Genomic DNA, 25,768 nt, shown 5'->3' with positions numbered 1-25,768 from the left:
CTGACGTTCGCAGTAGCACGCCGAAGGGGCGCCGGGCCGGGGAGCACCTCCCGGGCCGGCGCCCCTTCGCACGAGGAGGCAGACGAAAGATGCAGCTGGAGAACAAGTTCACGATCGCGGCGCCGATCGAGGACGCCTGGAAGGCGCTCAACGACCCGGAGCTCATCGCGCCGTGCTTCCCCGGGGCCACCCTGACCGAGTACGAGGGCGACTCGTTCCAGGGCACCGTCAAGGTCAAGCTGGGCCCGATCTCGCTGACCTACAAGGGCAAGGGCACCTACATCGACCGGGACGACGCCAACCACAAGGTCGTCATCGACGCCTCGGGCCGGGACGCCCGCGGCAACGGCACCGCCAAGGCGGTCGTCACCGGCACCATGGTCGCCGACGGCCCGGACAAGACCTCGGTCACGATGGTCACCGACATGACCGTCACCGGGCGCCCCGCCCAGTTCGGCCGGGGGGTCATCTCCGACGTCGCCGACAAGATCATCGGCCAGTTCGCCTCCTGCGTGGCGGACAAGCTGACCGGTCCGGGCGGCGCCGCGACCTCCAACGGCGCGGGCCCGAAGCACGCCGCCGACGAGACCAGCCCGATCCCGGCGGTGCCGCCGGCCGCGGGTGAGTCCGCGGCCACGACCTCGGCCCCGAAGCCGGCCGCGCCCCGGCAGCCGCAGAGCAGCCCGGTCGAGGCCATCGACCTGCTCGACTCGGCGGGTGCGCCGGTGCTCAAGCGGCTCGCGCCGGTGCTCGGCGGCATCGGCCTGCTGGCGCTGGTCTTCCTGGTCGTCCGGCGGGCCCGCGGCGGCAAGAAGAAGGGCTGATCCTGCACGGAGCGCGGCTGCGGGCGGGTGCGACGAACGGGCTGACCGACGTCGCCGGCCTGCGGGTCGGGCACGCCGGGCTGACCGGGCCGGGGGCCCGCAGCGGCAGCACCGTGGTGCTCGCCCCGCCGGGCGGCGCCGTCGCGGGCGTCGACGTCCGCGGTGCGGCGCCCGGCACCCGGGAGACCGACCTGCTGGCGCCTACCGCGACCGTGCAGCGGGTGCACGCGATCACGCTGTCCGGCGGCAGCGCCTTCGGGCTGGACGCCGCCTCCGGTGTGATGGCCCGCCTGGAACGCGACGGCGAGGGCTTCCCGGTGCCCGGCGCCGTCGTCCCGATCGTCCCGGCCGCGGTCGTGTTCGACCTCGGCCGGGGCGGGGACCCGGCCGTCCGCCCCACCGCCGCGACCGGCGCCGCCGCCTACGACGCCGCACACGACGGACCGGTGCCGCAGGGTTCGGTGGGGGCCGGGACCGGCGCCGTCTCCGGCGGCCTGCGCGGCGGGATCGGCACCGCCTCCGCGGTGCTCGGCACCGGCGCCACGGTCGCCGCGCTGGTGGTGCTCAACTCCGCGGGGTCCGGCGTCGATCCGCGGACCGGCGAGCTGCTGGGCGCCCGGTCCGGGCTTCCCGGCGAGTTCCCCGCCGACCTGCCGGCACCGGCCGCCCGGGCCCGGATCGCCGAGCTGTACGCCGCGCACGCACCCTCGCCGGGCACCGCGACCACGCTGGTCGTCGTCGCCACCGACGCCACCCTGGACAAGGCGGGCTGCACCCGGCTCGCGACGACGGCGCACGACGGCCTGGCCCGCGCGATCCACCCGGTGCACACGATCCGGGACGGTGACTGCGCCTTCGCGCTCGCCACCGGCACCGGGCCCGCACCGGACCCGGACGCCACCTACCTGCTCCAGGCCGTCGCGGCGGACGTGACCGCCCGCGCGGTGGCGCACGCGCTGCTCGCCGCGGACGCCGCGCCGGACCGGCCCTCCTACGGCTCGCTGCTCACCGGCGGTCCATGAACCGGGACCGTGCTCGGTCGGCGTCGTGCCCCGGCCGCACCGGGCCGGCCCGCACGCCCGGTGGGGGACGGCCACCGGCCCCCTCACTACAGTCGTCGGGGTGTCGACCATCAGTCCGGACGAGGGCGTGGCACGGCGGTTGAAGGCCCTGGCCTGCACGGCGCCGCTGCACGACCTCGACGCCCGCAAGGGCCGGCTGGACTGGGACGCGGCCGGCTACCAGATGGCCGAGATCGGGCTGCAGGCCATCGACCAGGTCACCCTCGCGATGGACTTCGACCACGGCGCCGACCATGCCGAGATCGTCCGGCGGCTGCTGCCCTTCGTCGCCGCGCAGGCGCCGCAGGCGCCCCGCGCGGAGCACGCCAGGGTCGCCCAGTGGGTGATCGACAACCTGGTGAACGTCGGCAGCATCGACCGCGGCTTCGCCGTCGAGTACGGCAGCACCGACGCCCAGGGCCGCTACCAGCGCCGCCGGTTCGACTTCAAGCTGCTCGTCGAGGTCGCCGCGCCGGACGGCGGGGTGTACCTGCGCGCCTCCGACGAGGCGATCAACGTGCTGGTCGGGGCGCTGGACACCGACGTCGAGTCGGCCCAGGAGGCGGCCGAGACGAAGCTGGAGACGCTGATCGTGCGCGGCAGGCTCGGCGACGCGCGGCTGGCCGCCGAGCAGGCCCGCTACCGCACCGTGCAGTACGCCGAGTCGCTGCGCCGCAAGCTGGAGGCGACCCGGCGCGACGTCCGCTCGGTGGACTGGCTGGACGCCGTCCCGCAGCTGCTCGACGAGGCCCTCACCCACATCGAGGCCCGCTACCGCGCCGAGACCGTGATCAAGGCGAACATCGCCGACGCCCGCGACGAGGCCGTCGAGCCGGAGCGCCGCAGGCAGGCCGCCGAGCTGGTCGAGGTCGTCGACGACTGCATCCAGCGGCACACCCAGCTGCAGGCCCGGCTGCAGGAGGCCGGATCGGCGTTCCGGGCCGAGCAGGACCGCCAGCAGTTCTCCGGGAAGCCGAGACGGGCATCGGTCGACGTCTTCGGGCAGCTCCTGCGGCCCGCGCTCGGCCTGCGGGTCGGCACGGCGAACGACCCGGTGACCGCCTGGTTCACGGCCGGCACCGGGGTGGCGAACCCGTCGGTGCCGAGCCTGGGCGGGCTGGTCGAGACGCTGCTGACCCCGCCGACCGACCGGGACCCGTTCGGCTCCGAGGTGCCCGAGCCCGAGTTGGCGCCGCAGCCCCGGGAGCGGTTCGGGGAGCAGGCGTGGCGGCTCGTCGACGACGTGTTCCCGGCGTCCGGGCAGCAGCCGGTGCGGCTGTCCGAGGCGCTCACCCGGGCCCGGGCGGCCGGCCCGGACCTGCCGCAGCTCGTCGCGCTGCGCGCGCTGCACGCCGTCGGGACGGCGATCGGCACCGCCCGCACCCAGGGCGACCCATCGGTGCTGATCGCGGTCGACGACGGCACCGTGCTCGACGACCCGGAGTACGGCGGCGCCGATCTGCTGCTCGCCGCGGCCGGCGTCGAGGGGGAGCGCCGGGTGGGACCGCGTGGCTGACACCGAGACCGCCGCCCGGCTCGTCGCGTACGGGATGCGGCCCAAGGCGCTGCCCGGCCGCGATCCCGACTACGCCGAGCTGGTGCGCCGCTACCGGGAGGACGACGAGTTCCGCGACACCGTGCAGCGGATCGCCTCCGGACTGGGGCTGGTGGTGCTGGCCGTCGATCCGGCGCCGGGCATCGTGCTCGCCGCGACCGAGGGCTCGGTGTTCGAGATCCGGATGGACAGCTACGCCCGCCGGACGGCGCTGACCAACCGGGCCGCCGACAAGGTGCTGCACGGCATCGCGCATCTCGCCGTCGCCGCGCTGGCGTTCCCGCGGCCCGACGACCTGGGCGACGACTCCTACGTCGGCCGCGTCTCGGTGGAGCTGGTCGACGGCGCCGTCCGCGAGGCGTGCCGGGTGCTGAACGAGCGCGCCGCGGGCCCGGCCGATCCGGAGTCGGACGCGCCGCAGCTCGAGGAGGTCTGGCGGGTGTGGCTGCGCCGCCCGGAGGCCACCGCGACCAAGGACGGCCGGGCCGGCGAGTCCACCACCCGCGGCATCGTCGGGAAGGCCCTGCGGTTCCTCGCCGACCAGGGGTTCCTGGTGCCGGTCGGCGCCGAGGGCGCCTACCGGACGACGCCCCGCTACCAGGTCCAGGTCCGAGAGCTGGCCGCCCAGCGGGCGTTCGACGAGCTGCTGTCGCTGAACGTGCTCCCGGTCGGTGCGGCCGCGGGCTCGCTGGTGGCGGAGCCGGCCGGGGCGTTCGACAGCGGTCCCGCGCCGGACGAGATCGCGCACCCGGTGAGCGGACCCGCGCCGCAGGACACCCCGGTCCCGGCGGCCGGAACGGACGGCCCCGATGTATGAGCTGACCCGGGCCCGGCTCTTCTCGGTCGGCCCGACCGCGGCCCGCTACCAGGACGTCTCGCTCGACCTGCGGGGCGTCGGACGGCCGGTGAAGGTGGCCGTCCAGGAGGACCTGTTCGCCCCGGACGCGATCGACCGCAGCACCCCGCGGCGGCCGTCGCCGGCCTCGGTGCTGTTCCTGGAGAACGGCGGCGGGAAGTCCGTCCTGCTCAAGCTGATCTTCTCGGTGCTGCTGCCCGGCCGGCGTCAGGTGGTCGGGACGACCAGTACCACCGTGCTGGAGAACTTCGTACTGGCCGAGGACGTCGCGCACGTCGTCTGCGAGTGGATGCACGTCGGGACGGGTGCGCTGCTGGTCACCGGCAAGGTGTCGGAGTGGCGGGGGTACGTCGCCTCGTCGGACCCGGAGAAGCTGGCCGACGCCTGGTACGCCTTCCGGCCGGTGCCCGGGTTCGGCATGGACGACCTGCCCTTCACCCACGAGCGGAAACGGATCACCCTCGCGTCGTTCCGGGAACGGCTGCACACCGCGCACCGCGACCACCCGGAGTCCGAGCTGGCCTGGGAGACCGGGCACCGGGACTGGACCCGCCATCTCGTCGACGTCGGCCTGGATCCGGAGCTGTTCCGCTACCAGCGGGCGATGAACGCCGGCGAGGGCGAGGCGGCGGAGGCGTTCTCGTTCTCCAGCGACGAGGCGTTCGTCGACTTCCTGCTGCGCGCCGTGCTCGATCCGGAGGAGCCGCAGAACGTCGCCGAGCTGGTCGCCGGGTACGCCGACCGGCTGGCTCAGCGCGAGGAGCTCGAGTCCGAGCGCGAGTTCGTCGACGGCACCCTGGGGCTGCTCGAACCGATGGTCGCCGCGGAGGACGCCGCCGTGGCCGCGCGGGCCGCGGAGAGCGCCGCCCGGGAGTCGCTGCGGAGCACCGCCGAGTCCATCGCCGCCCGCCGGGTCGCCGAGACCACCCGCGCGGCCGGCACCGCGACCGAGGCCGAGGCGGCGGTCGCCGCCGAGCACGAGGCGGCCCGGGTCGCCGAACGGTTGCAGGACACCGTCGGCGAGCTGCGCAGGCTGACCGCGGTGCTGGCCGTCGACGCGGCGGTCGCCGCCGCCGACGCGGCCACCCGGGAGCGGGACGGGACGGCGGCCGTCTCGACCGCGCGGGACGCCGTCGAACCGGTCCTCGCGCACCGGGTCGCGGCCGCCGAGGCCGGCCGGCTGCGGGCCCGGGTCGACGAGGAGGAGCAGAAGGCCCGCCCGGCGCTGCAGGCCCGGCAGGACGCCGCCCGGGAGCTGGCCGCGTCGCTGCTGCGCACCGCGGCCGAGGCGGAGGCGGCCGCCGAGGCCGCCGAGGACACCCGCGCCGACGCCGAGGAGCGGGCCGCCGCCGCCCGCGCCGAGCAGGTGCAGCGCACCGCCGCCGCCGCCCGCGCCGAGAGCTCGGTGTCGGCGGCCGTCGAGGCGCTCGCCGACCTGGACCGGCGGATCGCGGCCGCGGTCGCCGCCGGGCACCTGAAGGAGGGTTCCGGACCCGACGACGTCGAGCACGAGGCCCCCGCCGCGGAGCGGGACGCGACCGCGGCCGCCGCGGCACTGGCCGACGCCGACGGCGCCGCCGCCGGGATCCGGGAGGAGCGCCGGGCGGCCGAGGAGCGCCGGACCGCGGCCCAGGACGCGGCCGCCACCGCCCGGGCCGCTGCCGCGACCGCGGAGACCGTCCGTGCCACCGCGGCCCGGGAGAGCGACGAGCTGGCCGGTGAGGTCCGCCCGGCCGAGCTGCTCGGCCTGGACACGGTCCGCCCGGACGCCGACGCGGCGCTGGTCGTCGAGACGCTCGGCACCGCGATCCGCGGGTCCGAGCGGGAACGGACCGCGCTGCTCGGTGACCAGCGCCGCGACGAGCGCGCACTGGCCGCGCTCGGCGACGGCGGCCTGCTGCCCGATCCGCCGGAGATCGAGTCGGTGCTGCAGGTGCTGGAGAAGGCCGGTATCACCGCCTGGTCCGGGCGCCGCTACCTGGCGATGCTCCCGGCCGGCGACCGCGCGGCGGTGCTCGACCGGCTGCCGCACCTGGCCGGCGGGGTGCTGCTCAACGAGCCGGCCGACGCCGCCCGGGCCCGCGACGAGCTCGTCGGGGCCCGGCTGCTGCCGGCCTGCCTGGTCGCCGTCGGCTCCACCGCCGCGCTGACCGCGGCGGACGCCGTCGCGCCCGGGATCGAGTTCGTCGTCCCGCCGAACCCGGCGCTGCACGACGAGGACGCCGCCGAGGAGGTCCGCGTCCGGCTGGTCGCCGAGACCGCGGAGCGGGCCGCCCGGATCGCCGCGCTGGAGGACCTGACCGAGCAGGACCGCCGGTTGCGGGACCGGTTCACCGCGCTGCGGGACCGCCGTCCGACGCTCGACGAGCTGACCGCGGCGGCCCGGGACGCCGAGGCCGCCCGGACCGCCGCCGCCGGCGCCTACGAGCAGGCCCGCGCCGAGGTCGCGGGGCTCGACGAGAGGGCCGACCGGCTCACCGCCGACCGCCCCGAGCTGGAGCGGGTCGTCGCCGCGGCCCGCCGGCGCGCCGAGGCGCTCACCGCGCTGCGCGAGGAGCTCGCCCGCCGGCCCGGCCTGGAGGAGCGCCGCCGCACCGGCGCCGCCGACACCGGCCGGCTGCGGGAGGAGGCCGACGCCGCGGGCGCCGCCGCCGACCGGGCGGGCCGGGAGGCCGCCGCCGCACAGCAGACCCGGGACCGGCAGCGCAGCATCGCGGCGACCGTGCGGGACGAGGCGGCCGCGCTCCCGCTGGAGGAGGCCCCCGAGCCGGCCACCGGTACCGACGGGCCGGCCGGAGCCTCGCTCGCCGAGCTGCGCGACGCGTTCCAGCGGGCCCGCGACGCCTACGCCTCGACCGCCGTCGACACCGACCTGCGCGGCGCGCTGGAGCGCGCCGAGGCCGACGCCGCCGAGAGGCGGATCGCCGTCGACGGCCTGCCCCGCTCGGTGGTGGAGGCGGCGACCGCGTTCCTGCACACCCCCGACGGTGCCGACGCCACCAGCCGCCGGGCCGCCGCCGAGCAGGCCAGGGCCGCCTACGAGGCGGCCGAGGAGCGCAGGCAGAAGGCGAACACCGAGGTCGAGGTGCTCCGCCGGGAGCTGGCGTCGCTGCCGGCCGAGCCGCGCCCGATCGACCCCTACGAGCAGCCGCGCGACGCCGAGCACGGCCGCGAGCTGGTCGCCGCGGCGTCGGCCGACCTGGACGCGGCCGGGCGCGAGCTGGAGCGGGCCCGCCGGGCGCGGCAGACGGCCGAGGACGCCCACCGGACCGCGGTCGAGCTGGCCCGCGGGTTCGGGCACGTCGTCGACGGTCTGGAGGACACCCCGGAGCCGGGCGGGATCCCGTTCGACGGCGACGTCGACGGGGCGCTCGCCGCACTGAAGCGGAACCAGGCGGCGCTGCGCGAGGTCACCGGGGACCGGTCGCGGGCCGAGCGGAAGGTGCGCGACGGCGTGGACGCCGTCGCCCGGTTCGCCCAGGACCCGCGGTTCGCGACCCTCTCCTCCCCGGTGCACCGGCACATCGCCGGGGTCGACCGCACCGAGATGCCCGGACTGGCCCGGGAGTGGATCGGCGCGCTGCGGCCGCGGCTGCGCTCGCTCGACGACGATCTCGGCAACATCGAGCGGCACCGCTCCGGCATCGTCACCCGGCTGTCCGGGATGGTCGGCGAGGCGCTGCGCACGGTCCGGCTCGCGCAGAAGCTCTCCCAGCTGCCCGACGGCCTCGGCGACTGGTCCGGCCAGCAGTTCCTGCGGATCCGGTTCGAGGAGCTGCCGGACGCCGCGCTGCGCCACGAGCTCGGCGTCGTCGTCGACCGGACCGCCTCCGGGCTGGCCGGCGGCTCCGGGCGCGCCCGGGACCGGCGCGACGGCATGTCGATGCTGCTGCGCGGGGTGCGCGCGGCGATGCCGAAGGGCGTCCGGGTCGAGATGCTCAAGCCGGACGCGGTGCTGCGGACCGAGCGACTGCGGGTGTCCGCGATCAAGGACGTGTTCTCCGGCGGCCAGCAGCTGACCGCGGCGATCGTCCTGTACTGCACGATGGCGGCGCTGCGCGCGCACCAGCGCGGGCACGGCAGGCGCGCGCACGCCGGGGTGCTGTTCCTGGACAACCCGATCGGCCGGGCGTCCGCGGGGTACCTGCTGGAGCTGCAGTTCGGGGTGGCGCAGGCGCTCGGGGTGCAGCTGGTCTACACGACCGGACTGTTCGACGCCGGTGCGCTGTCCGGGTTCCCGCTGCTCATCCGGCTGCGCAACGACGCCGACCTGCGCGCGGGCCGCAAGTACCTGTCGGTCGACGAGCGGATCACCCGCTCGCTGCCCGAGGGCGAGGGCGGTGGCCGGATCACCGCCGCGCGGGTCTACCGCCGCCCGGACGCCGCAGCCGCGGCGCCGACCGGCGACGCTGCGGGACCCGCGGCGCCGACCGGCCCGGCTGCCGAGTCCGCGGCCGCGGCGTCCGGCGCGGTCGCCGGGTCCGCGGCGGTGGCGGCCGATCCGGCTGCCGAGCCCGTGGCGTCCCCCGAACCGGCTGCCGGACCTGCGGCCGGGCCCGATCCGGCGGTGCGAGCGGCCGCGGACGACGCGGCCGGGACCGGATGACGCCCGCCGGGTCCGCCGCGGCGCTGCTGGCGGTCCTGCGCGACACCGGCCGGACCCGGATCGACCGGGCCGGACTGTGGCGGGCGTTCGTCGACGCCGTCCCGTCGGCGCACGGTTCGGCCGACGCCCGCCGGCTGCTCGCCGCCGCGCTCGACGAGCTGGCCGCCGCCGGGGCGCTGATCCCGACCGCGGCCACCGACGACGGCAGCCCGCCGCTGCCCCGCGCGGTGCGGCTGACCCGGCCGGCCGCGGCCCCCGCTCTGCGCCCGGCAGCCGATCCCTGGCATCCGGAGCTGAGCGCCGCGGCCGCCGTGCGGGCCCCCGCGGAGGCGGTGCGGCAGGTCAACCGGTGGCTGTTCGCCGGCGGGACGCGCGCCCCGCTCGCCGGGCTGCGGGAGCGCGCGCTGGAGATCACCGGCGACGAGAAGGCGTTCGACGCGGGCCTGCCCGTCCCGCTGACACCGCAGATCCTCCGCGCGGAGCGGGTCGCGCTGCCGATGCACCGCGAACGGCTCCCCGGCGGCGGCCCGGTGCTGCTGGTCGTGGAGAACGCCGACACGTTCCACTCGCTGCTGCTGGCGCTGCGCGCGGATCCGGGCCCGGTCGGCACGCTGGGCTGGGGCGCCGGGAACGCGTTCGTCTCGTCGGTGCCCTCGCTCGCGGCGGACCCGCCGGCCGCGATCCGCTACTTCGGCGATCTCGACGCCGCCGGGCTGCGGATCCCGGCGCGGGCGTCCGCGGTGGCGCAGGCAGGCGGACTGCCCGCGGTGCGCCCGGCGACCGGCCTCTACCGGGCGCTGCTCGCGCACGGCCGCCCGGCACCGGCCGGCCCGGCCGACCACACCGACGTCGAGTGGCTCGATCCGGGCCTGCGCGGCCCGGTCCGCGAGCTGTTCGCCGCCGGACGGCGGATGGCGCAGGAGGCGGTCGGCCGGCGGGTGCTCGGCTCCGGCCGGGACTGGCGGGACGGCCTCGGGCCCGGACCATGATCCGCGTCCTGGGAGTGCCGGTGCTCCGAACGGCACCCGGCACTCCCGGGACAGGGATCTTCGCGGAGGCGGTCCGGCAGGGTCAGTCGTCGTCCCGGTCGATGTCGTGGTCGAGGATCTCGCCGGTGGCGGCGTCCACGTCGATCTCGTGCTCGACGGCGCCGTCCCGGATGTCGATCTCCCAGTGGTCGCGGTCGTCGCGGTCGTCGTCGTCATCGCGGTCGGCCCGGTCGAACTCGACCTCGGTGACCCGGCCCCCGCCGGCCAGCTCCAGCGCGATCCGCTCGGCGGTCGCCCGGTCGACGGCGGGCTGCGGCGCGACCGGCGCCGGCCCGGCACCGGGTGCGGCCCCGGGAGCCGGGTCGGGAACAGAGCCGGAGGCGGGCAGCTCGGGTGCGGTCGCTGCGGTCGGCGCGACCGGGGCCTGGGTGGCGCCGGAGCCGGAGCCCAGTGCCAGCGCGGTGCCCCCGCCGATCAGGAGCAGGCCGGTGGCGGCGACGGCGGCGACGGTCGTCCTGGTGCGCATTCGGATCTTCCTCCGTGACGTCTGGTGAGCGGCTCTCGCTCGTGTCGGGAGGAACGATGCCGCCGCGCGCACCAACACCGCGCTACCCGATCCCTAACGACGCGTTAGGGATCAGCGGGGCCGGACCGACCGTACCCGGACCGGTACCCCGTGCACCGGGCGCATCGCGAGAAAGCCGGCCGGCCGGACCGGCGCCGGGACCGGCTCCAGCTCGGCCCGCACGACCAGCCGGGCGAGCAGCACGGTGAGCTCGGCGACGGCGAGCGCCGCCCCCAGGCAGCGGTGCGCCCCGCCGCCGAACGGCAGGAACTCACCGGGCCCGGGCCGGCGGAAACCGGGCCGGCCGGCATCCCACCGCTGCGGCAGGAAGGTGGTCGCGCGGTCCCAGATCTCCGGGTCGCGGTGGGTGACCAGCGGGCTGAACAGCAGCCGGGTTCCCGGCCGGATGTCGTGTCCGGCGACGGTGAACCCGCGCCGCACGTACCGGCCGCTGATCGACGCCGGTGGGTAGAGCCGCAGCGTCTCGTGCACGATCTGATCGAGGAACGGCAGCCGGGGCAGGTCGTCGTGGGTGGGCGGGGCGTCACCGCAGGTCGTGAGCACCTCGGCCAGGGCCCGGTCCCGGATCGCCGGCGCCCCCAGCACGGTCAGGCACATCCAGGCCATCGCTGCGCTGGTCGTCTCGTAGCCGGCGACGACGGTGCTGACGACCTGGTCGAGCAGCTCGGTCTCGGTGAGCTGCACGCCGTCCACCGGGGTGGCGAGCCTGCCCAGCAGGTCCGGCCGGGGCGCGTCGGAACTGCGGCGGTGCAGTTCGGCGCGGACGATCCGGTCGACCTCGGCGCGCCCGGCCAGCGCATCCCGCCAGGCGCGGGCCCGGAAGGCGCGGCGCAGCTGCTGCAGCACGGCGTCGCCGTCGACGAAGGCGAGCAGCGGCCCGAGCATCGCGCCGATGCGGTCGGCGTCGCCGGCCAGGTCCGGGCCGAACAGCACCTCCAGGGTGGCCCGCCGGATCACCGTCCGGAACTCCTGGTGCAGGTCGACGCGGTCGCCGGGACGCCAGCCGTCGATGACCCGGTCGGCGTTGCCGGTGAACGCGGGGACGTAGCCGGCGATGCTGCGCCGGGTGAACCCGGTCGCGGCGATCCGGCGGCGTCGGCGGTGCGGCTCGCCGTCGCTGAGCAGCAGCGCGGTGTCCCCGCTCAGCGGTGCGACCGACTCGAACATCTCGTGGTTGCTGAAGTGCTCGTCGTGCCCGAACACGAACGCGCAGGCCTCCGCCCCGAACACCGCGACGAGCCGGCCGGGACCGATCCCGAACTCGACGACCGGGCCGTACCGGTCGCGCAGCCCGAGCAGGGTGTGGTGCGGCCGGGTGGCGAAGCCGGCGGTGGTCCCCAGGGTCGCGGCGGGCCCGCGCGGACCGGGCAGTCGTCGTCCCACCGGGGTGAGGGTAACGGCCCTCAGGGCTGCGGCCCGGCGAGCTCCAGGGTCACCTGCAGTCCCGCCCCGGGCGGCCCGGACAGGATCAGCCGCCCCCCGGCCGAGTCGGCGGTCCGCCGCGCGATGTCCAGCCCGAGGCCGGTGGACCCGCCGCCGCTCACCCCGCGCGAGGTCGGGTCGGTGCCCGGCGGCAGGCCGGGGCCCGCGTCGTACACGACGAGCCGGGCGCCGCCCGCGGAGCGCCCGCTCAGCTCCACGCCGAACGCCGTGCCGTCCGGGGTGTGCGCGAAGACGTTGCCGAGCAGCGCGTCCACGCACGCCTCCAGGTCGCCGGGCGCGCAGCCGACCGGCAGCGGGCCGTCGGCCAGGTCCAGGGTGACGGCCCGGTCGGTGTCCTCGGCGAGCACCTGCCAGAACGCGACCCGCTCCCGGACGACGGCGGCGGCGTCCGCGGCCCGGCCCTCGCCGCCGCGCCGCCGGGCCTGCTCGATCGCGCCGGTGACGGCCCGCTGCACGCCGTCCACCCCGGCCGAGATCCGGCCGGACTCGTCGGGATCGCGCAGTGCCTCGGCGTCCAGCCGCAGCGCGGTCAGCGGGGTGCGGACCCGGTGCGCGAGATCGGCGACGTTCTCCCGTTCCTCCCGCAGCAGCTCCGAGATCCGCCCGGCGAGCCCGTTCAGGGCGCGGGCGACGACGCCGAGCTCGGCCGGGGCGTCCGGATCGGCGCGGGCGGCGAGATCGCCGCGGGCCAGCTGCTCGGACACCCCGGACAGGTCGGTGGTGGCGTCCACCAGGGAGCGGGCCAGCCGGTCGGCGATCAGCAGCCCGCCGGCCAGCAGGACGACCGACAGCCCGGCCAGCAGCAGCCAGGACCGGGCGACGCCGCGGGTCAGCTCGGCGTCCGGCACGAACACCCGGATCACGCTGTTGCCGGCCGTCGCGCCCTGCACCGAGAACACCATCTCCCGCCCGCCGGGTGCCTCGGTCGACGCGCTGACCCCGCGCAGCCCCAGCTCGACCAGGTCGCTGCGCGGCGCGGGCGCCCCGAACACGGTCCCGTCGGCGAGGATCACCGACACGTCGCCGGCGTTGCGGTCGTCGGCCAGCGCGACGGTGGGTTCCATGGTGGCCCGGTCGGCGGTCGCGACCAGCGGGGTCAGCGACTGCGCCTGGGTGGTCGCGGTGGACAGCGCGGTGTCCACCGCGACCGTCCGCACCAGCACGGCCAGCGGGACGGCGAACGCCACCAGCACCAGCAGCACGGTCGCGCCGACGAGCACCAGGATGCGGCGCCGCATCAGCCGCCGCCCGGCGGGTCGTCCGGGGCGGACAGCCGGATCCCGACCCCGCGCACCGAGTGCAGGTAGCGGGCCTGCTGCGCGGTCTCGCCGAGCTTGCGGCGCAGCCAGGACAGATGCACGTCGACGGTCTTGTCGGCGCCGCCGTAGGGCTGCTGCCACACCTCGGTGACCAGCTCCCGCTTGCTGACCACCTGATCGGCGCGGGCGGCCAGGTAGTGCAGCAGGTCGAACTCGCGCGGGGTCAGCTCCAGCTCGGTGCCGTCCAGCCGGGCGCGCCGCGAGCGCGGATCCACCGACAGCTCTCCGACGACGACGGTCGGGTCCGGCGTGCCGTCGCCGAGCCGGCGCAGCACGGCCCGGATGCGGGCGTCCAGCTGCGCCGCGGAGAACGGTTTGACCAGGTAGTCGTCGGCGCCGGCGTCGAGCACCGCGACGATCTCCGTCTCGTCGTCGCGGGCGGTCGCCACGATCACCGGGACGGTGCTGGCGCCGCGCAGCATCCGCAGCATGGTGGTGCCGTCCATGTCGGGCAGGCCGAGATCGAGCACCACCAGGTCCGGCCGCTTCCCGACGGCCGACTCCAGCCCGGCCATCGCGGTCGGTGCCGAGTCGACGGCGTGCCCGCGCTCGCCCAGCCCGCGGATCAGCGCGCCACGGATGGCGGGGTCGTCCTCGACGATCAGGATCTGGGCCACGGATCCAGAACCTAGTTGCCGGACCGCTCCGGGCGCGCACCGCGGACGGGCTTTCGGGCTGCCTTAGGGATGCGTTAACCGTCCGCCGGGGCATCCTGTGCGGGTGAACCCCCCGAACAAGCGCACCACCCGGATCGGGCTCGCCGCCGGACTGTGGATCGCCGCGGCGGCCGGCGCGCTGCTGCTGGGCCTGACCGCGGTCGGCGCCATCGGCAGCGGCCTGGCCGGCGGTTCGACGGTGCAGCCGCTGGCCGCCGAGGAGGTCCGGGCCGAGCTGGACCGGCACGGCGGACCGGCGACCGGTGCCGCGCCCGGTGCCGTGCCCGGTGATCCCGGAGCCGCGCCCGTGCCCGGGCAGGGGGCCGCCCCCGCCCCGGCGGCGCCGGCGCCGGAGCCGGTCGGCGTGGTCCCGGCCGGGCAGGCCGGGACGATCCTGGTCCGCTGCGAGGGCGGGACGCCGTACGTGGTGTCGGTGAACCCGGCGCAGGGCTTCGAGCGCGAGGACGACGACGATCTCGCGCCGAACCAGGTCGAGTTCGACGGCGAGGACGCCGACGTCCGGGTCACCCTGAGCTGCGCCGACGGCACCCCTGCCGGGCGGGTCGAGACGATCCCGGACGACTGAGCGCCCGGGCCTCAGCCGTGCCTGCTCCGCTCGTGGAAGAAGTCGTCGACCACCCGCAGCCCACCGTCCCGCGCGACCCGGTCGTGCACCCACCCCCCGACGGCCAGGTCGAGCACCCCGAGTCCGAACGGCGAGAACACCACCGTGCGGTCGGCCGGGACCCGCAGCCGTCCGGACATGACGTCGTCCAGGGTGCCGTCCAGGAAGTCGCGGCCGCCGGTCAGCTGCTCGGCCAGGTGCGGTGACGTCTCGGCCTTCAGGCAGTGCTCGACGTCGTCGACGACGTTGCAGGCGTCGAGCAGGATCCGCGGGTCCAGGTCGCGCAGCGACACGTGCAGCACCACCGGACGGTGCGCGAACCAGTCCGGGTCGTGCACGTGCGGGCGGGCGGCGACGGTGGCGAACACGATCAGGTCGCCGGCCCGGACCAGTGGCCCGGCGTCGTCGTGCACGGTGACCCGGCCGGGCGCGCCGGTCCGGGCCAGGTAGCGGGCGAACCCGTCGGTGCCGGCGGGTGACAGGTCGTGCAGGCCGATCTCGGCGAACTCCCAGCCGGTCCCGGCGAGGAAGGTGTGCACGTAGCGGGCGATCAGCCCGGTGCCGACGAACCCGATCCGCAGCGGCCGGGCCCGGTCCCGGGTGAGCAGGTCGGCGGCCAGCGCGGCGGACGCGGCGGTCCGGGTGGCGCTGATGATGGAGCTCTCCAGCACCGCGAACGGATAGCCGGTGTCGTGGTCGTTGAGGATCAGCACGGCGGAGGCGCGCGGGATCCCGGCGGCCACGTTCCCGGGGAAGCTGGAGATCCACTTCAGCCCGTCGACCGGGGCATCGCCGCCGAGCGAGGCGGGCAGCGCGATGATCCGCGACGCCGGCCGGTCCGGGAACCGCAGGAAGTACGACGGCGGGTTCACCGTCGCGCCGGCGCCGTGCAGCCGGTAGGTGTCCGCGACCAGCTCGACGATCTCCCGTTCCCGGCCGGCCAGCGCGGCGGCGACCTGCGCCCCGCCGACGACGGCGAACGGCGGCGGCGCGAGCGGGCCGGCCGGCGCCGGCCCCGCGTCCGGGGCGGTCCCGGCGGTCACGCCGGCCCGCCGGGACGGATCGGGTCGGCCATCGCGACGAGCACCGAGCGGTCGCCGTCGAACGGGTCCCGGCCGTGCGCGGTGCGGACGTTGTCGACCAGCAGCAGGTCCCCGGCCTGCCACGGTTCGCGCAGGGTGTGCAGCTCGTAGGTGTCGGTGATCAGCTCGACGAGCTCGGGATGCAGCGGCTCGCCGTCGCCGAAGCGGGTGGTGAAGGGCAGGCCGTCCGGCCCGTAGACCTCCAGCAGGTACTCGCGCACCTCCGGGGCCATCGTCGCCTCGTTGAGGAACGCGATCTGGTTGAACCAGCAGCGCCGCCCGGTCACCGGATGGCGCAGCACGGCGGGTCGGCGCTGCCGGGTGCGCAGGCCGCCGCCGGGCTGCCAGGCGAACTCGATCGCGTTGGCCCGGCAGTACGCCTCCACGGCCGCCGGATCGTCGGTGCCGAACGACTCGGCGACGGTCGCCCCGATCTCGTCGTTGTAGCTGCGGACCAGCAGCCACCCGTCCCGCTCGAACCGCTCGACGACGCCGGGCGGCAGCGCGTCGAGCACGGCGGCCGAGTCGGCGACGCCGGTGGTGCCGCCGGAGGCCGGGGCGGCGAGGCAGGCGAACATCATCAGGCCGGGGGCGTCGAGCGCGTAGCTGAGCTCGTGGTGCATGCACATCTGCTGGTTGGCCGGCCAGGCCGAGGAGGTGTACACGCCGTCGGCGACGACGTCGCGGGCGGCGAACGCCTCCCGCTCGGTCATCAGCCGGTCGGCCAGTCCGCGGAAGACACCGGCGACGTCGTCCGGGCCGGTCAGGCCGAACCCGCGGACCATCACCGAGCCGTACTCGACGACGGCGCTGCGCAGCGCGCCGCGGAACTCCTCCCACGGCATGCCGCGGATCGCCGACGCCGGGAGCAGCGGTGGGCGGCCGGGCCTGATCTCGACGTCGAGCAGGGAGGACTGGGTCATCGGATGCTCCGTTCGGTCGGTGCTCACGGCGTGCTGAGCAGATCGGTGGCCGGGGTGCGCGGACGGTCCCCGGCGGTGCCGGGCGAGCCGGCGGTGCCGGGAGAGCCGGCCGAGCCGGCGGTGCCGGGAGAGCCGGCCGAGCCGGCGGTGCCGGTGCGGCGGTCGAGGAGCGCGGCCAGCGCGGCCAGTTCCGGGTGTTCGGTCAGCTCCGAGAGCGAGACGACCCGGTCCAGGCCGAGCACGACCTTCACCGCGGACAGCGAGCTGCCGCCGAGTGCGAAGAAGTCGTCGCCGCGGCCGATCCGCTCGACGCCGAGCACGGTCGCCCAGACCGCGGCGACCCGCCGCTCGGTGGGCGTGGCGGGTGGCTCGACGCCGTCGCCGGGATCCGGCTCGGCGGCGATCGCGGCCAGCGCCTTGGTGTCGATCTTGCTGTTCGGGGTGAGCGGCAGCGCGTCGAGCCGGTGGAACACCGAGGGCACCATGTACTCCGGCAGGGTCACCGCCAGCCGCTCGCGGAGCGCGTCCGCGGTGACCGGGCCGGTGGCCGAGTAGAACGCGACCAGGCCGGTGCCGCGCCCGTCGACCACGACCGCGGCGTCGCGCACCCCGGGCGCCCTGGTCAGCGCGTTCTCGATCTCGCCGATCTCGATCCGGAAGCCGCGGACCTTCACCTGCGCGTCGCGGCGGCCGAGGAACTCCAGCCGGCCGGTGGGCAGCCAGCGGCCGTGGTCGCCGCTGCGGTAGAGCCGCCGCCCCGGCCGGTGCGGGTCGTCGACGAACACCGCCCGGGTGCGGTCCGGGTCGTTGACGTACCCGCGCCCGACGCAGATCCCGGCGCAGACGATCTCGCCGGGTGCGCCCAGCGGGACCGGTTCCAGGTCGGCGTCGACCACCAGCACCGTGGTGTTGCGGATCGGCCGGCCGAGCGGGATCCGGCCGTTCGCCGGGACCCGCTCCAGGATCTCGTGGGTGACGTCGTCGGAGGTCTCGGTCAGGCCGTAGGCGTTCGCCAGCCGGATCCCGGGGCGCGCGGCGAACCAGCGGTGCGCCTGCTCGGCCTTGAGCGCCTCACCGGTGGTGGAGACGGTGTGCAGGTCCGGCAGCTCCCGCGGGTGCGCGTCCAGGCTGGACAGCAGCACCTCCAGGTACGACGGCACCACCTGCAGCACGTGCACGCCGGCCCGCTCGATCCGGTCCAGGTAGCGGTCGACGTCGAGGATCAGCTCCTGCTCGACGAGCACGGTGCGCCCGCCCACCAGCAGCGCCGCGACGAGCTGCCACAGCGAGATGTCGAAGCACTGCGGCGCCGTCTGGGCGACCGCCTGCCCCTCGCCGACGCCGAGATCCTCGATCTTGGCGAGCAGGTGGTTGAGCATCCCGCCGTGCTCGCACATCGCACCCTTCGGGGTGCCGGTCGATCCGGAGGTGAAGTAGATGTAGGCGAGCTGGTCGGCGCGCACCGCGACGCCGGGCGCGGTGGCCGGGAGATCGTCGAGGGCCGGATCGTCCATCGACCGGACCTGCATCGACGGCCGGGCGGCCGCCGCGCGGTCCAGGTTCGCGGTGGAGCCGGGCTCGGTGAGCACGAACCGGCAGTCCGCCCGGGACAGCGTCGTCGCGATCCGTTCGGCCGGGAAGTGCGGCTCGACCGGCAGGTACACCCCGCCCGCCTTGAACACGGCGAGCACCGCGGCCGCCCAGTCCAGGTTCCGCTCGGTGACGACGGCGACCACGTCCTCCGCCCGCAGGCCCGCGCGCAGCAGGCCGTGCGCGAGGCGGTTCGCCCGCTCGTCGAGCTCCCGGTAGGTGCGGCGCCGGTCGCCGAGCTCGATCGCGACCGCGTCCGGGTGCGCCGCGGCCCGGTCCTCGAACAGCTCGTGGAAGCGGCGGTCGGGCAGCTCCCGGTCCGGTCCGGCCAGTCCGTCGAGCTGGAACCGCAGCTCACCGGCGGAGAGCAGGCCCGGCCGCCGCGGATCGGCGTCCGGGGCGGTGGCGATCCGGTCCAGCGCCGTCAGGTGGTAGCCGGCGATCCGGGCGGCGAACCCGCCGTCGACGGCGTCGGTCCGGTACCGCAGCCGCAGCAGCGGCCGCCCGCCGGACCGGACGAGCGCGACCGCGAGCACCGCGCCGGGCGGCGGGTCCCCGCCGTCCCCGGCCGGATCGAGCACCGTGCCGAACGGCATCGCGGGCAGGCCGAGCTCGGCGAGCACGCCGTCGGCGGCGGTCTCCCGGTGCGCGAGCAGCTCGCTCTCCGCGGCCCGGGCCCCGGCCAGCAGTTCCCGCCAGGTCGGTGCCCCGGCCGCGACCGGGCACGGCAGGACCGGGCCGTCGGGTTCGGGGCGGTAGCCGACGAGCACGTCCGGTTCGCCGGTGAGGGCGGCGAGGACGACCGCGTGCGCGGCCAGCAGCACCGCGCCGTCCGGCGGGCAGGCCACCGCGGTCCCGGTCAGCGGGACCTCGTGCACCGCGGTGCCCGGTACCGGATCGGTGCACCAGAGCGGGATCGTCGTGGGGCCTGCGGCTTCCAGGACGCGACGCCAGTGGTCGCGGGACCGTGCGGGTGTCGTCATCGGATCGGCCTTCCGGGGATCGAGGGGACGGGGGCCGGGTCGGCCGGCTGTGCCGGTGCCGGGCCGGGGGCGAGCTCCTCGGCGGGGTTGCCGCCCCAGCGGGCGCCGGGCGGCACCTGCTCGCCCTTCATCAGGAACGAGTCCGGGGCGAGGACCGCGCCGTCGCCGAGCCGCACGCCGTAGTGGACGAAGGCGCCGACGCCGAGCGTGACGCCGGCCCCGATCGCGGTGCGGTCGGACTTGAACGCGCCGTCCTCCTGGGAGTGGCACTGGACGATGCTCCCGGTGTTGAGGGTGGCGCCGTCGCCGATCGCGGTGAAGGAACGCTCGGTGAGGAAGCAGCCGTCGTCGAACACCCGGCGGCCGATCCGCACACCCAGCAGCCGCCACAGGACCGGCTTGAGCGGGGTGCCGTCGAACAGCGTGAAGTACGCCTCGGACGGCACCTTCCAGGCGCGTTCGTGCCGCCAGAACGCGGGGTCGTAGATCGAGCGGCCGTCCGGTGCGAGCACCTGCAGCGGATCGGTGAGCCGCTCGACGACCACGTAGAACGCCACCGTGAACAGCAGCACCGCCGCCGGGAGGGGCAGGAACGCGAGCACCCCGGCCGTGCGCGACAGGTCCCACGCCGCCGTGGTCAGCAGCAGCACCCCGGCCAGGTGCAGCCACCGGGTCAGCAGCCGCAGGCCGATGCTGACGGCGTTGTGCACGTCCTTGGCGGCGAGCCGGCGGGCCTGCTCGTCCGGCGGCAGATCGAGACCGGTGTCCCGGTCGACCGAGCGCGGGATCTCGAAGGCGGGCGAGCCGAGCAGGCCGACGCCGGAGCGGACCGGCCCGTCGATCGGGACCATCACCTTGGTCGCGAGCAGGCAGTCGTCGCCGGTGCGGCCCTGCGCCGGGTAGGCGATGTTGTTGCCGAGAAAGTTGTCGGCGCCGATCGAGACCGGCGAGAGCCGGAACGACGACGCCGAGTAGTCGGCGCTGAGCATCGACAGACCGTCGGCGACGACGGTGCCGCGGCCGACCGAGCACAGGTACGGCGTCTCGTGCACGACCGCCATCCCGAAGTTCGACCCGGTCTGCACGACCGGGGTCAGCCGGTAGCCGATCCAGCGCAGGTAGCCGACGACGAACGAGCTGTCGCCGAGCAGCTCGGTGAAGAACTTCCGGTTGGTCAGCCGGGTGACGAGCCGGTGCAGCCAGTGGTGCACGCCGTGCAGCGGGTACACCCGGTCCGGCCGGACGGCGAGCCGCAGCAGCCGCGGCAGCGTCCCGACGACGAGCAGCCCGCCCAGCGTCGAGGCCACGAACAGCAGGCCGGCCGCGAGCAGCCCCTCCAGGTAGAAGGCGCCGCTGGTCGGGGGCGTGTCGGTCTCGGCCAGCGCGCCGAACGCCGGGACCTGGGTGAGCAGTGCGGCGGCGACGCCGAGCAGCACCGGCGCGGAGAACGCGAGCAGGGCGACCAGCTGCGCCGTCCCGAACCAGAACCGGCGCCCGGTCGGCACCGGCAGCGCCGGGACGACCCGGTAGTCGGTGCCGGCCGGCCGGGCGGGCGATCCGTGCCAGCACTGCCCGGCCGGCACCGATCCGCCCGCGTACAGCGCCGAGGTGTGCCCGAGCTGGGCGCCGTCGCCGAGCGTGCTGCCGATGTCGAGCACCGTCTTCTCCCCGACGAGCACGTCCCGGCCGAGGGTGACCGGGCCGATCTCGATCACGCCGTCGCGGGCCCGGTAGCCGGACAGGAACGCGTCCTTGCGGACCACGGTGCCCGCGCCGATCGAGATCAGGTCGGTGCAGACCGGGACGTTCGGGGTGAGCAGGGTGACCCCCGGCCCGATCCGGGCGCCCAGCGCGCGCAGGTACAGCACCAGCAGCGGGGATCCGGTGAACAGCGCGAGCGGGCTGGACCGGACCAGCGTGCGGACGATCCAGAACCGCAGGTAGGGCAGGCTCCAGACGCGGATCCGGCGGGGTGTCCAGCGCCCGATCAGCACCCACTTGGCGAGGATCGGCAGGGTGCACAGGACCAGGAACGATCCGCCGGTGAACGCCACCGCGCGCAGGTAGAGACCGGCCCAGCCGGGGGCCGCGGCGACCCAGTGCAGGCCGAGGTAGGCGACCAGCGGGCCGACCGAGGAGAAGCAGAGGAACGCCAGTACCTGCAGCGCCCCGCACAGCAGGTGGTGCGGCGTGCCGACCGGCTCGGGCAGCTCCGGTTCGGCGGGACCGGTGCCGGGCCCGGCCGGTCGGGGCCCCGGGCCGTCCGGGGTGCCCGCGACGCCGAGCGCGACGGCGAGCGAGCGGACGGTGGGGCAGCGGTAGACGTCCTTGATGGAGACGGCGGGCAGGTCGACCCGGCGGCACAGCAGCGCGCAGAACCGGGCCATCGTCATCGAGTCGGCACCGAGATCGTCGAAGAAGTGCTGCTCCGGCCCGATCTCGCCGGTCCCGCCGCCGAGCGCCTCGGCGAGCGTCTCCAGCAGGCTGCGCTCGGCGGGGCTGGAACCGTCGTCGGCCAGCGCCGCCGCGAGCGTGTCGAGGGTCGGGTACCGGTAGACGTCCTTCATCGAGACCGGCGGCAGACCGGGATGGCTGCGGGCCCGCGCGCAGAACCGGGCCATCGTCATCGAGTCGGCACCCAGGTCGTCGAAGAAGTGCCTGCCCGCGGTCACCGGGCTGCCGAGCACGTCGGACAGCACGGTCGCCAGCACCCCGGCCAGCGCTTCCGCCGCACCCGCCGGTGCCCCGGCCGGCACCGGTGCCGACGGCGGTGCGGCCGGCATCGGCACCGGGACCGGCCCGTCCGGCCGGTAGCGGTCCCGGGCCCGGTCCCGCCCGCCCAGCGGGCCGAGGTACTCCAGCTGCCCCTGCGCGTTGACCCGGCCGAGATCGCCGGTGCGGTAGATCCGCCCCGACGGGTTGCCCGGGATGCCGAGGACGTCCCGCACGAACACCTGCTCGGTCAGGTCGTCGCGGTCCAGGTAGCCGCAGGCCAGGCCGATCCCGGCGATCCCGATCTCGCCCGCCTCGCCGTGCGGCAGCGCGCGGTGCGGATCGGCCGGGTCCAGCACGACGGTGCTGTAGGTGGGCAGCGGGATGCCGATCGTGACCGGTGCGCCGGGCAGCACCTCGGCCCAGGTGGCGGTCACGGTCGCCTCCGGCGGGCCGTACACGTTGAGCAGCCGCCGCCCCGGACGCTGCCAGCGGCGCAGCTCGTCGGGCCGGGCGTCCTTGCCGCAGACCAGCAGGAACCGCAGTCCGGGCAGCTCGGCGTCGAGGGTGGCCAGCACCTCCGGGACGGTGCACAGCGCGGTGACCCGGTGGGTGTCCAGGAACGCGGCCAGCTCGGCGCCGAGCGGCCCCGGGCCGGCCGGCCGGGGGACCAGGGTGGCGCCGCTGACCCAGGACACCCAGATCTCCTCGACCGAGAAGTCGAACGCGAGCGGGATCCCCTGGTAGACGCGGTCGGTGGAGCGGATGCCGTAGATCTCCGCGGCGACCTTCACGAAGTTGCAGATCGCGGCGTGCGAGATCGCGACGCCCTCGGGCCGGCCGGACACCGAGGCGTAGCTGATGTAGGCGAGCGGATTGTCGAGCACGCCGCGCTCGGCGTCGATCAGCCGGCGCGGGTCCATCTCGTCGATCAGCCGCTGCGCGCGGTCCAGGTGCACCAGCTGCGCGCCGCCCGCGGCCAGCAGGTCCAGCTCGGCCACCCGCTGCTCCAGGTGGGACAGGGTGAGCACGGCGCGGGCCCGGCAGTCCTCGACGATCCAGGCGAGCCGCCCGGTCGGTGCGGACGGGTCCAGCGCGACGTAGGTCGCGCCGATCTTGAGCACCGCCAGCACGGCGACGTGCGCCAGTGCCGCGACGTCGATCAGCAGCGCCACCCGGTCGCCCGCGGTGATCCCGCACAGCCGCAGGTACCGGGCCAGCCGGTTGGCGCGGGCGTCCAGCCCGGGATAGGTCAGCGACAGCTCGGGGGAGTCGATCGCCAGCCGGTCGGCGCGGCCGTACCGGGCGATCCAGTCGCAGCGCTGCTCGAAGAGGTGGTCGAGCCGCTCGTCGCGGCGGACCCGGGAACCCTGGGCCTCGCGCTCGTCGACCAGCACCAGCCGGGACAGCGGCACGGCGGGACCGGCCTGCTGGGCCGGTGCGGTGCGGTCGCGGGTCGGCTGCCCGGGACGTGGCGGCGCGGACACGGGGCCTCCTCCCGGTGAGGAGCGCACGACCGGCGCCGCCGGCCGGGACTCGACGCAAGCGGGGAGGCTGGCACCGGCCGGGATGCCGGTCAACGCGCCGGTCGCCGCCCGATGATCTCGGTCGTCGCCGGTCCGCGGGACAGCCGCCAGCTCAGCGGGGCCGTCCGGGCGGAACCCCCGGCCGTGGGCGTCCGTGCCGGGGGGATCGGAATAGCCAGTTCTGACGACGGTCATGGTCGGGCGCTCCTCGCGGGTCGCGTCCGGGACGACCGGACCCGACGAGCGTGCGCCGGAACGGCCGCGATGTCGGCGGGGTGGGCCCCCTGGGGTTGTCCCCACCCCGCTCCGGGGGCGGCCACCGCGGGTCGGGGTGTGCACACGATCGAGCGGCGCGCGCCGCGGCGGGACTGTGGTGACCGGTCCCGACGAGCGGAACGAGGCGATCACGATGACGATCATCACCGGCCCCCAGCAGTTCAACCAGGACGACCTCTACGTCGACCTGCGGTCGCTGGTCGACGTCCCGCTCCACCTCAAGTGCGAGGGCTTCAACTTCGCCGGGTCGGTCAAGCTGAAGGCCGCCTCGGCGATGGTCGAGGCCGCCGAGCGGGACGGGATCCTGCGGCCCGGCTCGGCGCTGGTCGAGTCGTCGTCCGGGAACCTCGGGGTGGCCCTGAGCATGATTGCCGCGAACCGCGGCTACCGGTTCGTCTGCGTCACCGACAACCGCTGCAACCTCGCCACCCGGCGGCTGATGGAGTCGCTGGGCACCGAGGTGCACGTGATCACCGAGCCGGACCCGGAGCACGGCCTGCTCGGCGCCCGGATGAACCACGTCCGCGCGCTGTGCGCCTCCGACGACCGGTTCGTGTGGCTCAACCAGTACGCGAACCCGAACGCCTGGCGCGCCCACCACGCCACCACCGCCCCGGCGATCGCCGCCGAGTTCCCCGAGCTGGACGTGCTGTTCGTCGGTGCGGGCACCTGCGGCACCCTGATGGGCTGCGCCCGGTTCTTCCGCGCGTGGCACCGGCCGGTGCGGATCGTCGCGGTGGACAGCGTCGGGTCGGTCACCTTCGGCGGCCCGGCCGCCCGCCGGATGATCCCCGGGCTCGGCAGCGGCGTCCGGCCGGCCCAGCTCGACGAGTCCCTGGTCGACGACGTGGTGCTGGTCGAGGAGCGGGACACCGTGCGCACCTGCCACGCGCTGGCCCGCACCGGGTTCCTGTTCGGCGGATCGACCGGCACCGTCGTCAGCGGGGCCGCCGCCTGGCTGGACGTGCACGGCACCCCCGGCACCACCGCCGTCGCGCTGGCCCCGGACCTGGGCGAGCGCTACCTGGACACCATCTACCAGCAGCACTGGGTCGAGGACCTCTACGGCGAGGACGTCCTGCGCCCGGTCGCCGTGGCCTGACGGCGACCGCTGCCGCCCCGCCCCGGTCGGCCCGGCGGGCCGCCGCTCACCCGCCGGGCGTGAGGATCCGCTCGCAGACCCGGACCACCACCAGCGCGACGTCCCGGACGGTGCCGGTGGACGCCGGATGCGCCGCCCGGCGCTGCCAGCGCAGCAGCTCCTCGGCCGCGGCCCGGCCGATCGCGTCCGCGTCCGCGTCGGCGGGCAGCCCGAGCCGGTCCCGCGGGTCCGTCCCGTGCCCGCCCAGCATCCGTTCCGCGGCCTCGCGGACCCGGCCGGGCAACACCGCGCCGCCGTCCCGCAGGATCTCGGTCAGCTCCACCTCGACCAGCTCGTGCGCCCCGGCGCGGAGCTGCTCGATCCGGTAGCGCAGGTCCTCGGTCCGGTCCCGCGGTGCCTGTGCGACCGCGTCCTCCAGGGCCCGCAGCGCCGTCCGCGCGGCGTGCACGTCGGCCCGGTCCGGGGTGTCCCGGCTCGCCCTGTCCCGGTTCGCCCTGTCCTGGTTCGCCCTGTCCTGGTTCGCGCGGTCCCGGCTCGCACCGCCGTGGTCCGCATCGTCGTGGTCCGGCCCGCCGTGGCCCGCCCTGTCGTGGTCCGCCCTGTCCCGGCTCGCGCTGCCGTGGTCCGTGCTGTCCCGGCTCGCGCTGTCGTGGTCCGTGCTGTGGTTGTCCGTGCTGCTGTGGTCCGCACCGCCGCCTGCTGTGCCGTCGGTGCCCGCGGTGCCGGTGTGCCCGTCGCCCGCCGCGGTGGCGAGCCGCTCGGCCGCGGCCCGCACCGGTCCCGGGTCGGGGAGCACCGCCTCCGCCGCCCGCAGCAGCTCCAGCACCCGGCCGACCAGCCCGCCGTCGGTGGATCCGGCGGGCTGCCCGTTTCCCGGCCCGGTGCGCGTCCGGTCGGCCCCGGCCCGGTCCGCCCCGGCCGGCTGCGGGTGCGGTCCGGCCCCGGTCGCCGGGCCGGACCCCGTGTCCGCCGCCCCCGGATCCACCCCGGCCCGCACCCCGGGCTGCTCCCTCCCGGTTGCGGCCGCCCCGGCCGCCCCGGCCGCCCCGGCCGC

At 76.4% G+C, this 25,768-nt stretch carries 16 protein-coding genes and 1 pseudogene; 8 read left to right on the top strand and 9 right to left on the bottom strand.

Going from position 1 to position 25,768, the window contains the following annotated elements; genetic code table 11:
- Positions 1-89: 89 nt before the first annotated feature.
- The 6 genes from ABD160_RS10450 to ABD160_RS10425 all read left to right on the top strand — a co-directional run bounded on the left by ABD160_RS10450 (position 90) and on the right by ABD160_RS10425 (position 9,891).
- Positions 90-824: an SRPBCC family protein gene (locus ABD160_RS10450; RefSeq protein WP_344020947.1), complete on the top strand. Its 735-nt coding sequence runs from the start codon at positions 90-92 to the stop codon at positions 822-824.
- A complete protein-coding gene (locus ABD160_RS10445) occupies positions 821-1,846 on the top strand; it encodes a P1 family peptidase (RefSeq protein ID WP_344021741.1) in 1,026 nt (341 codons plus the stop codon). Before ABD160_RS10450 ends, ABD160_RS10445 begins: the two co-directional genes overlap by 4 nt.
- Before the next feature lie 100 nt (positions 1,847-1,946).
- Positions 1,947-3,401 (top strand): serine/threonine-protein kinase, encoded by a 1,455-nt coding sequence (locus ABD160_RS10440; protein ID WP_344020945.1) that lies wholly within the window; start codon positions 1,947-1,949, stop codon positions 3,399-3,401.
- Positions 3,402-3,435: 34 nt separating this feature from the next.
- On the top strand, positions 3,436-4,257 hold the full coding sequence (locus ABD160_RS10435) for a hypothetical protein (protein WP_344021739.1): 822 nt from the start codon (positions 3,436-3,438) through the stop codon (positions 4,255-4,257).
- Positions 4,250-8,902 (top strand): hypothetical protein, encoded by a 4,653-nt coding sequence (locus tag ABD160_RS10430; RefSeq protein ID WP_344020943.1) that lies wholly within the window; start codon positions 4,250-4,252, stop codon positions 8,900-8,902. Before ABD160_RS10435 ends, ABD160_RS10430 begins: the two co-directional genes overlap by 8 nt.
- Positions 8,899-9,891 carry a DUF2399 domain-containing protein gene (locus tag ABD160_RS10425; protein ID WP_344020941.1) on the top strand — a complete coding sequence of 331 codons (993 nt, stop codon included), beginning with the start codon at positions 8,899-8,901 and terminating at the stop codon, positions 9,889-9,891. Before ABD160_RS10430 ends, ABD160_RS10425 begins: the two co-directional genes overlap by 4 nt.
- A gap of 82 nt (positions 9,892-9,973) precedes the next feature.
- On the opposite strand, the gene ABD160_RS10420 is transcribed toward ABD160_RS10425, so the two are convergent.
- From ABD160_RS10420 to ABD160_RS10405, 4 genes are all read right to left on the bottom strand, one after another.
- The gene (locus ABD160_RS10420; RefSeq protein ID WP_344020939.1) at positions 9,974-10,417 is read right to left on the bottom strand and encodes a PepSY domain-containing protein; all 444 of its coding nucleotides are present in this window, start codon (positions 10,415-10,417) and stop codon (positions 9,974-9,976) included.
- 111 nt (positions 10,418-10,528) lie between these two features.
- Complete coding sequence (locus ABD160_RS10415; protein WP_344020937.1) at positions 10,529-11,860, bottom strand: cytochrome P450; 1,332 nt, start codon at positions 11,858-11,860, stop codon at positions 10,529-10,531.
- Between the two features lie 20 nt (positions 11,861-11,880).
- Positions 11,881-13,158, bottom strand: coding sequence for a sensor histidine kinase (locus ABD160_RS10410; RefSeq protein ID WP_344020935.1), 1,278 nt, complete (start codon positions 13,156-13,158; stop codon positions 11,881-11,883).
- On the bottom strand, positions 13,158-13,856 hold the full coding sequence (locus tag ABD160_RS10405; RefSeq protein ID WP_344020933.1) for a response regulator transcription factor: 699 nt from the start codon (positions 13,854-13,856) through the stop codon (positions 13,158-13,160). The genes ABD160_RS10410 and ABD160_RS10405 overlap by 1 nt, the downstream gene beginning before the upstream one ends.
- Positions 13,857-13,959: 103 nt before the next feature.
- On the opposite strand from ABD160_RS10405, the gene ABD160_RS10400 reads away from it, so the two are divergent.
- The gene (locus ABD160_RS10400; protein WP_344020931.1) at positions 13,960-14,481 is read left to right on the top strand and encodes a hypothetical protein; all 522 of its coding nucleotides are present in this window, start codon (positions 13,960-13,962) and stop codon (positions 14,479-14,481) included.
- Between the two features lie 11 nt (positions 14,482-14,492).
- Here ABD160_RS10400 and sbnB read toward each other — a convergent pair whose 3' ends face one another.
- Genes sbnB through ABD160_RS10380 form a run of 4 tightly spaced genes read right to left on the bottom strand, consistent with a single transcriptional unit; the run spans position 14,493 to position 23,297 of the window.
- On the bottom strand, positions 14,493-15,563 hold the full coding sequence (gene sbnB / locus ABD160_RS10395; protein WP_344020929.1) for a 2,3-diaminopropionate biosynthesis protein SbnB: 1,071 nt from the start codon (positions 15,561-15,563) through the stop codon (positions 14,493-14,495).
- On the bottom strand, positions 15,560-16,525 hold the full coding sequence (locus ABD160_RS10390) for a TauD/TfdA family dioxygenase (RefSeq protein ID WP_344020927.1): 966 nt from the start codon (positions 16,523-16,525) through the stop codon (positions 15,560-15,562). The genes sbnB and ABD160_RS10390 overlap by 4 nt, the downstream gene beginning before the upstream one ends.
- Before the next feature lie 23 nt (positions 16,526-16,548).
- Positions 16,549-19,098, bottom strand: coding sequence for a non-ribosomal peptide synthetase (locus ABD160_RS10385; protein ID WP_344020925.1), 2,550 nt, complete (start codon positions 19,096-19,098; stop codon positions 16,549-16,551).
- Positions 19,095-23,297, bottom strand: a complete 4,203-nt coding sequence (locus ABD160_RS10380) for a Pls/PosA family non-ribosomal peptide synthetase (RefSeq protein WP_344020923.1) — start codon at positions 23,295-23,297, stop codon at positions 19,095-19,097. Before ABD160_RS10380 ends, ABD160_RS10385 begins: the two co-directional genes overlap by 4 nt.
- 448 nt (positions 23,298-23,745) lie before the next feature.
- On the opposite strand from ABD160_RS10380, the gene sbnA reads away from it, so the two are divergent.
- Positions 23,746-24,714: a 2,3-diaminopropionate biosynthesis protein SbnA gene (gene sbnA, locus ABD160_RS10375; protein ID WP_344021737.1), complete on the top strand. Its 969-nt coding sequence runs from the start codon at positions 23,746-23,748 to the stop codon at positions 24,712-24,714.
- 46 nt (positions 24,715-24,760) lie between these two features.
- Here sbnA and ABD160_RS10370 read toward each other — a convergent pair.
- A pseudogene (locus ABD160_RS10370) lies at positions 24,761-25,768 on the bottom strand (hypothetical protein); the annotation flags it as partial.

Origin of the sequence: Pseudonocardia kongjuensis (assembly GCF_039526905.1) — a bacterium.
Lineage (GTDB): Bacteria > Actinomycetota > Actinomycetes > Mycobacteriales > Pseudonocardiaceae > Pseudonocardia > Pseudonocardia kongjuensis.
Note: the sequence above shows the minus strand (reverse complement) of the source record. Positions and strands in the feature narration are given on the sequence as shown.